Origin of the sequence: Paraburkholderia franconis (assembly GCF_009362735.1) — a bacterium.
Taxonomy (GTDB): Bacteria; Pseudomonadota; Gammaproteobacteria; order Burkholderiales; family Burkholderiaceae; genus Paraburkholderia; species Paraburkholderia franconis.
Genome location: NZ_WHNP01000022.1, coordinates 129,102 through 135,516, shown reverse-complemented (window position 1 = coordinate 135,516; position 6,415 = coordinate 129,102). Strand labels below are relative to the sequence as shown.

4 protein-coding genes and 3 pseudogenes are annotated in these 6,415 nt (G+C 59.1%); 3 read left to right on the top strand and 4 right to left on the bottom strand.

Annotated elements, in window-relative coordinates:
- Nucleotides 1-4: 4 nt before the first annotated feature.
- Nucleotides 5-957 (bottom strand): annotated as a pseudogene (locus GCT13_RS23430) (IS630 family transposase).
- A 212-nt stretch (nt 958-1,169) separates the two neighbouring features.
- Between GCT13_RS23430 and GCT13_RS51255 the strand changes: the two are divergent.
- The 3 genes and pseudogenes from GCT13_RS51255 to GCT13_RS50915 all read left to right on the top strand — a co-directional run.
- Nucleotides 1,170-1,526, top strand: a pseudogene (locus GCT13_RS51255) (H-NS histone family protein); the annotation flags it as partial.
- 62 nt (nt 1,527-1,588) lie between these two features.
- A pseudogene (locus GCT13_RS51250) lies at nt 1,589-1,702 on the top strand (H-NS family nucleoid-associated regulatory protein); the annotation flags it as partial.
- A gap of 168 nt (nt 1,703-1,870) precedes the next feature.
- The gene (locus GCT13_RS50915) at nt 1,871-2,050 is read left to right on the top strand and encodes a hypothetical protein (RefSeq protein WP_321574563.1); all 180 of its coding nucleotides are present in this window, start codon (nt 1,871-1,873) and stop codon (nt 2,048-2,050) included.
- Between the two features lie 630 nt (nt 2,051-2,680).
- Here the strand turns inward: GCT13_RS50915 and fdhA are convergent.
- From fdhA to GCT13_RS23410, 3 genes are all read right to left on the bottom strand, one after another.
- Nucleotides 2,681-3,883, bottom strand: coding sequence for a formaldehyde dehydrogenase, glutathione-independent (gene fdhA, locus GCT13_RS23420; RefSeq protein WP_152762089.1), 1,203 nt, complete (start codon nt 3,881-3,883; stop codon nt 2,681-2,683).
- A gap of 57 nt (nt 3,884-3,940) precedes the next feature.
- On the bottom strand, nt 3,941-5,170 hold the full coding sequence (locus GCT13_RS23415) for a M24 family metallopeptidase (RefSeq protein ID WP_152762087.1): 1,230 nt from the start codon (nt 5,168-5,170) through the stop codon (nt 3,941-3,943).
- A 78-nt stretch (nt 5,171-5,248) separates the two neighbouring features.
- Entirely contained in the window at nt 5,249-6,379 is a 1,131-nt protein-coding gene (locus tag GCT13_RS23410) for a hybrid-cluster NAD(P)-dependent oxidoreductase (protein WP_152762085.1), read from the bottom strand.
- Nucleotides 6,380-6,415: the final 36 nt, after the last annotated feature.

Sequence of the window (6,415 nt, the reverse complement as noted above, 5' to 3'; positions counted from 1 at the left end):
TTACTCATAGATCAGAAATATAGGCGACAGACGGATGCCTGAAAAACGAGCGCACGAGTTCTGGGTTTTGCTGGACCTGTGCAAGTTGGTCGTGAACTTTCGGACCGAGCTTTTCGCCCTTGCGCAAGGGATTTCGCGCGACGCCTGTGCGCTTCACGTGGCTCCACACCAACTCATCCGGGTTGAGGTCCGGTGCATAACCGGGCAGAAAGTGCAGGGTCAGTTTGCCGTTAGTACTGGCAACGTAGTCCTTCACGACGGCCTTTTTGTGTGCGGGCAGTCCGTCGACAATCAGATGAACCGGCCTCTTCCGATTGAACATCAACTTCTTGAGCAGCGCGACGAACAGTTCACCGCTGAGTCCCCCTTCGTACGTGGCAAACCAGAACGCGCCCTTCGAGTTGACGGCGGACGCCGCGCTCATGCTCTGCCGTTGACCGGGTCGCTCTACGACCGGTGTTTCGCCGCGTGGCGCCCAGGTCTTGCCATGTACCGAGTCGGCCCGAAAGCCCGATTCGTCCCAGAAGAAGATGTCCGCCTTCTGCTCACGAGCGCGTCTGGCGATGGATGGATACGTGTCGTGTTGCCAGCGCTCGATTGCCTCTGGATCGCGCTGGTAAGCGCGCTGCAGCGGCTTTTGCGGCGTCAGGTTCAGACGCGCCAGCATCGTGCCGATCGAGGCCAGGCTCAGCGCGATACCGAATTTACGCTGTACCAGTTCGCGTACTTGCGCGGGCGGCCTGTCGCCTGGGTCGACCTCAACGCACGCACACCTCGTCCTCGCCCCCGGGCCTTCGCTCGCAGCTTGTACGCCCACGAACGATGCATTCCAAACGACGCCGAAACCGCATCGGGATGTTCCCCATCGTTCATCCGCTCAAGTGCCAGCATGCGCATCTCTTCGAGGATGTTGTGCGCCAGACTTCTCCCGTCTCGTTTCACAGTCCGTGGCTCCATCGAGTGACACGACACGATAGATCAGCACTCGTCGAATTTGTTCCCTAACTTACTGACCAATGAGTAAATCCCTGCCGCCAACCGGCGACCATATAACCGGTGTCGCATTCGACAGCATTCTCGACCGTGAGCTGGTATCGAGGTTTTCGCACCCCCGATAGTGGCACAAGCGATGACACACGAACGTTGCAGACTGGCTTCACACAGGTCTTATGTGGCATAGTGCGGCCATTACTAACAAGAGGAAGAAGAGAAGAATGGCTACGCTCGAAAACCTGCAAGCAAAAATCGCAAAACTCCAAGCGCAAGCCGAAGCGATTGCCAAGAAAGAATCGTCCACTGTCATCGCAAAAATCTGCGACATCATGCAGAAACACGGCCTGACGGTTGCTGACATCGAAGCGCAAATTGGTGGTGGCAAAAAGCGTGGTCGCAAGCCCGCCGTCCAGATTGCGAACACGGCGGTCAGTGCCGTCAAGACTAAGTCTTCCGCCGGTACGACGGGCAAACTGCCACCCAAGTATCGTGACCCGAAGACTGGCGCCACATGGAGCGGTCATGCCCGTCCGCCTCAGTGGATTGCCGGCGCAAAGGACCGAAGCAAGTTCTTGATTGACAGCAGTTCCGCAGCATCGGCACCTGCCGCAAGACGGCTGCCAAAGCTGGCGCCTACGTCCGCGGACCTAAGCCGGCGAAATATCTTGACCCCAAGACCGGCGCAACCTGGAGCGGCCGCGGCCCCGCGCCGGCATGGCTGGCTGGTGCCAAGGACCGTACGGCATTCCTGATAGCAGAGGCGGTCGAGGGCGCTGATGCGCCGAAGGCTGCAGCAGCCAAGAAGGCACCGGCCTCGGGCAAGAAAACGGCTGCGAAGAAAGCGGCGACGAAAAAGGCAGTCGCCAAAAAAGGCGCAGTGAAGAAGGCCGAGGCAGTCGCTAAGAAAGCGCCGGTGAAGCAGGCTGCAGCCAAAAGGGCAGTTGTAAAGAAAGCAGCGAAGAAGTCGGTCGCCAAGAAGACTTCTGTCAGCGCCGTCTCGGGCGGCAACGTCAGCGCCGCAGCGCCAGAAACCACCAGCGTTACGACTTTCGCTTGACCGACGGCGGCGTCGAGCAGTAGGCGGCTGCAAGGATGCCAAGCGGGGCTTGTGCCACGCTTGACTTAATGTGCCCCTCTCGTGCCTCCAGCAGACTTGGCACTCTTGCTGCGCGGAGGTGATGAGGAAAATGCCGTATGAGCTTACGAACGCAGTTTACTGAGACGCGAGAGCCGTGGCAGATGCCCACTGGCATGCGGCCGGACAGCTATCAAGACGAGCGGGCGGCATGCAAGCGCACAATGTTCAGCAGAGAACTCGAACAGTTGTGGTCGCCGTCGAAGTGAGGAGAAAGCGCGGCTGACTCGAAGTTGAATTGTGAAGCACAGACCGCACGTGCCGCGGAAGTAATAGCGGCGCTGCGCGCTGAGTCCACCGCGCGCTTGGACTGGCAGGTTATGCCCGACGGCTTGACCCATTGTGCGCTCGAGAACTCAATCCATTTTGAACTTGGCGGGGGGCACGGCAGACCGACAAACCTGTAGCCCCCGTGAAGAGATTAGCCGAGGCTCCGGGCACAGATGCGGTCACTTCCCGCCGAAAGAAAAAATGCGACCAATCTTTCGACTGGCCGCAAAGCGCTCACCTAAGAGACATACCACAATACTTCCACCAAGACGTCAGCCTGTCTCAGGCCGCAGCCTTCAGACTACCGTGCGGGTCGATGACAAACTTCTTGGGCACGCCGGAATCAAATTCGGCGTAGCCACCGGGAGCCTGGTCGAGTTCGATTACGGTCACGTTGACGACCTCAGCGATATTCAGCCGGTCCCAAAGAATCGCCTGCATCAGATTCTTGTTGTACTTCATCACAGGGGTTTGGCCCGTGAAGAAGGAGTGCGACTTTGCCCAGCCCAAACCGAAGCGCACGGAGAGGCTGCCGTGCTTCGCAGCGGAATCCGTGGCACCGGGGTCATCCGTCACATACAGCCCCGGGATACCAATCTTGCCAGCAGCTCGCGTGATTTCCATGAGCGAGTTCAGGACGGTCGCGGGTGCCTCGACTTGAGAGCCAGAGTGACCGTGACCGCGCGCTTCGAATCCGACGCAGTCGATGGCGCAGTCTACTTCCGGCTCGCCGAGCAGGTTGGCAATCTGTTCTGCGAGCGAGGCGTCTTCGGAAAGGTCGACGGTCTCGAATCCGACGCGTCTTGCGTGTTCGAGCCGTGCTGGATTCACATCGCCAACAATGGTGACGGCCGCTCCCAGGAGTCGGGCAGATGCCGCGGCGGCAAGTCCGACAGGGCCTGCGCCAGCAACATATACCGTTGAGCCGGGTCCGACGCCGGCTGTTACCGCACCGTGGTATCCCGTCGGCAGAATGTCCGACAAGCAGGTCAGGTCGCGAATCTTCTCCATGGCACGGTCGCGGTCCGGGAACTTCAGGAGGTTGAAGTCCGCGTACGGCACCATGACGTACTCGGCCTGCCCACCAATCCAGCCGCCCATATCAACGTATCCGTAGGCGCCGCCTGCGCGCGCTGGGTTGACGTTGAGACAGACCCCGGTGTTTTGCGCCTTGCACATCGGGCATCGGCCGCACGCTACGTTGAACGGGACCGAGACCAGGTCGCCTTTTTTCAACGTCATGACGTCGGAGCCGATTTCGATGACTTCACCCGTTATCTCGTGACCGAGGACGAGCCCGGCAGGAGCCGTGGTCCTTCCGCGGACCATGTGCTGGTCCGACCCACAGATATTCGTCGCGACGACTCGAAGAATGACCCCGTGATTGGCCTTCCTGCCAGCAGGGTCGACGAGTTCCGGAAAGGCGATTTTCTGAACCTCGACCTTTCCGGGTCCGATATAAACGACTCCACGATTGCCTGACATGCTGTCTCCTGATGTCATGTGTAGATGGAATGCCGATGCGGCCCTACTCGAGCAGCATCACAGCCAGTCGGTCTCGTAGCTGCAGTCAGTAAGCGAGACACAACCGTTCTCCGTGAGCACGACCTGCTGCTCGAGCTTTACGCCCTGAGTACCGCCTTCCGCGCCGATATAGCTTTCGACGCATACCGTCATCCCGACCTCGAACAGGCCGTCGTAACCCGCGCTTTCCCAGTCGACCTGGTGCGCAATTGAGGGATACTCATCGACCATCCCGATGCCGTGAGCAAGACAGCAATACCGGTTCTTGACATACTGGTCCGGAATCTTCCATGCCTTTTCCGAGAACTCATGGAACGTCATTCCCGGGCGCAGAATGTCCATGTTGAAGTGGACCTGCGCGTAGGCGAGCTCGTAAAGCTTGCGCTGCTCGTCGGAAGGACGGCCGTCGCCGACCAGCCAAGTGCGCGAAATATCGGAGCAGTAGCCGTTCGGCCCGACCATGTCCGTGTCAAACGCGAGAAGGTCGCCGGCTTGCAATACCCGGCTGGAACATTCATGCATCCATGGATTGGTCCGGTCACCCGATGCGAGGAGTCGGGTCTCAATCCACTCACCGCCGTTCCGGATGTTCTCGTAGTGCAGGTTCGCCCAGATGTCGTTTTCAGTCAGTCCAGGACGAAGCTCGCGACGCATACGCTCAATTCCTTTTTCGGCGGTGCGCAGCGACTCGCCAATCAGCACGAGTTCGCCCGGTGATTTTATTAGGCGCGCCGTCTCCATCAGGGCCTGTCCGTCCAGCAGGGTAATGCCATGCTTTTCCAGGTATGCCGTGCCGAACGGGTCGAGCCGGTCTACCGCCAACACGCTGTCGCCGGGTGCGTTTTTCAGGAACACGTCGACTATCTCTGCACCCCACGTTTCGGCGCGGCGCTCAGCCTCATGTCCAGCGTTGAAAAACGTCCAGCTCAGTGCACTACGTAATTCGACGTCTAGGTCCAGCCCGTCCCAGACATGCTCGCTGCTGTGAAATTCCCACGCGATGATGCGACCGTCGGCGAAGACCATGACGTATCTCGCGAGATTGCGGCCGGCCCAGACCTGCATGTTTGACGTATCGGTCGCGTATCGAATGTTGACCGGGTCGTAGAGCAGGATTGCCGGGCATTTGTTTTTACGCAACTGTTCCTGTACCCGAGCGAGTCGATACGCTCGGACGTCGCGCAGGATGCTTTCCTTTCCACCGGTTTCAACTGCGGCAGCTACATCCGCGAGCTGGTCATCCGTCATTCTTGGTTGCTCCAGACATTATTGTGAGTGTGGGGCTGCGCCAAATAACAAGCGGCCCAAAAGAGATACCGGAGACTGTCAAAGCTCCAGCACCAAATCCGAAGTCGGACGGCTGCAGCAGAGGAGTCGGAATCCCTTCTGAATCTCCCGCTCCCGGATTCCGCCGTTGTGGTTCATGTCAACCGTGCCTTCAAGCACCTTCGTCTTGCACGTGCCGCACATGCCTTGACTGCACGATGACGGGATTGCCACTCCGGCTTTTCTCGCAGCGGAGAGGACTGTTTCAGCCGCGTTCATCGTGAACGTCTTCGACGAGCGGGATAGTTTGATGGTGAAGGTCTCTTGCGCAGCGTCGCTCGCCGGTGCGATGGGTTCCGGTGCAACGCCGGCGCTGATGTCGAAACTTTCCTGGTGATAGCGGGCTGGGTTGTGTCCGCCCTCATGAAGCAATGTGCGAACCGCGTTCATGTAGCCAGCGGGACCACAAGTAAATACCTCGCGCTCGATATAGTCGGGCACCCACTCGGAGAGAAGCTCGAGGCTGAGTCGGCCAACCGGGCCAGACCAGCCGTCTTCGTCTCCAACGCCTTCACACACGAAGAATGTCTTAAGGCGAGGAGACAGTTCCGTGAGCCTCTTGAGTTCCTTCCGGAAGACGATGTCTGCCGGCGTCCGCGCGCTATGAACAAAGACAATGTCACGGTCCAACCCGAGGTCGATACTCGCGCGTGTCATGGACATGAGCGGCGTGACACCCGAGCCGGCGGACAGGTACAACGACCTCGTTGCTGGAGCTGCTGTCGGCGTGAAGCTGCCGGATGGCCCATATGCGCGCAACTGGGTACCGGGCTTCATATTCTCGTGCAGCCAGTTGGACATGACGCCGCCGGGTACGCGCTTCACTGTGATGGACACCAGATAGGGTCGCGTAGGCGGAGAGGAAATCGTGTAGCAGCGCTCGACTGACTGTCCTTGAACGCTAGCCGATACCGTCATGAACTGACCCGGCTCGAAGCGGATGGGCGTGCCATCACCGACGCGAAACTCGAAGCTCTTGACGTCGTGAGTCTCGTCCACCACTCGACAACAGGTCAGTGTCTTCTGCTCACCGCTTGCCCAGTACGTTGCACCGCTCTCCCAGGTATGGGCATCGGACAGTCTGTCGATTGCGTCGTGCGTCGGGTCGAACATTCTTTCTACCGAGTTCATAGCATCAAATCTGTTGGGACGCCTTGCGCTCATTCG

Bases quoted from the DNA above. Each gene is read 5' to 3' on its own strand.
- fdhA (WP_152762089.1), bottom strand. From the start codon at position 3,883: ATGTCAGGCAATCGTGGAGTCGTTTATATCGGACCCGGAAAGGTCGAG.
- GCT13_RS23415 (WP_152762087.1), bottom strand. From the start codon at position 5,170: ATGACGGATGACCAGCTCGCGGATGTAGCTGCCGCAGTTGAAACCGGT.
- GCT13_RS23410 (WP_152762085.1), bottom strand. From the start codon at position 6,379: ATGAACTCGGTAGAAAGAATGTTCGACCCGACGCACGACGCAATCGAC.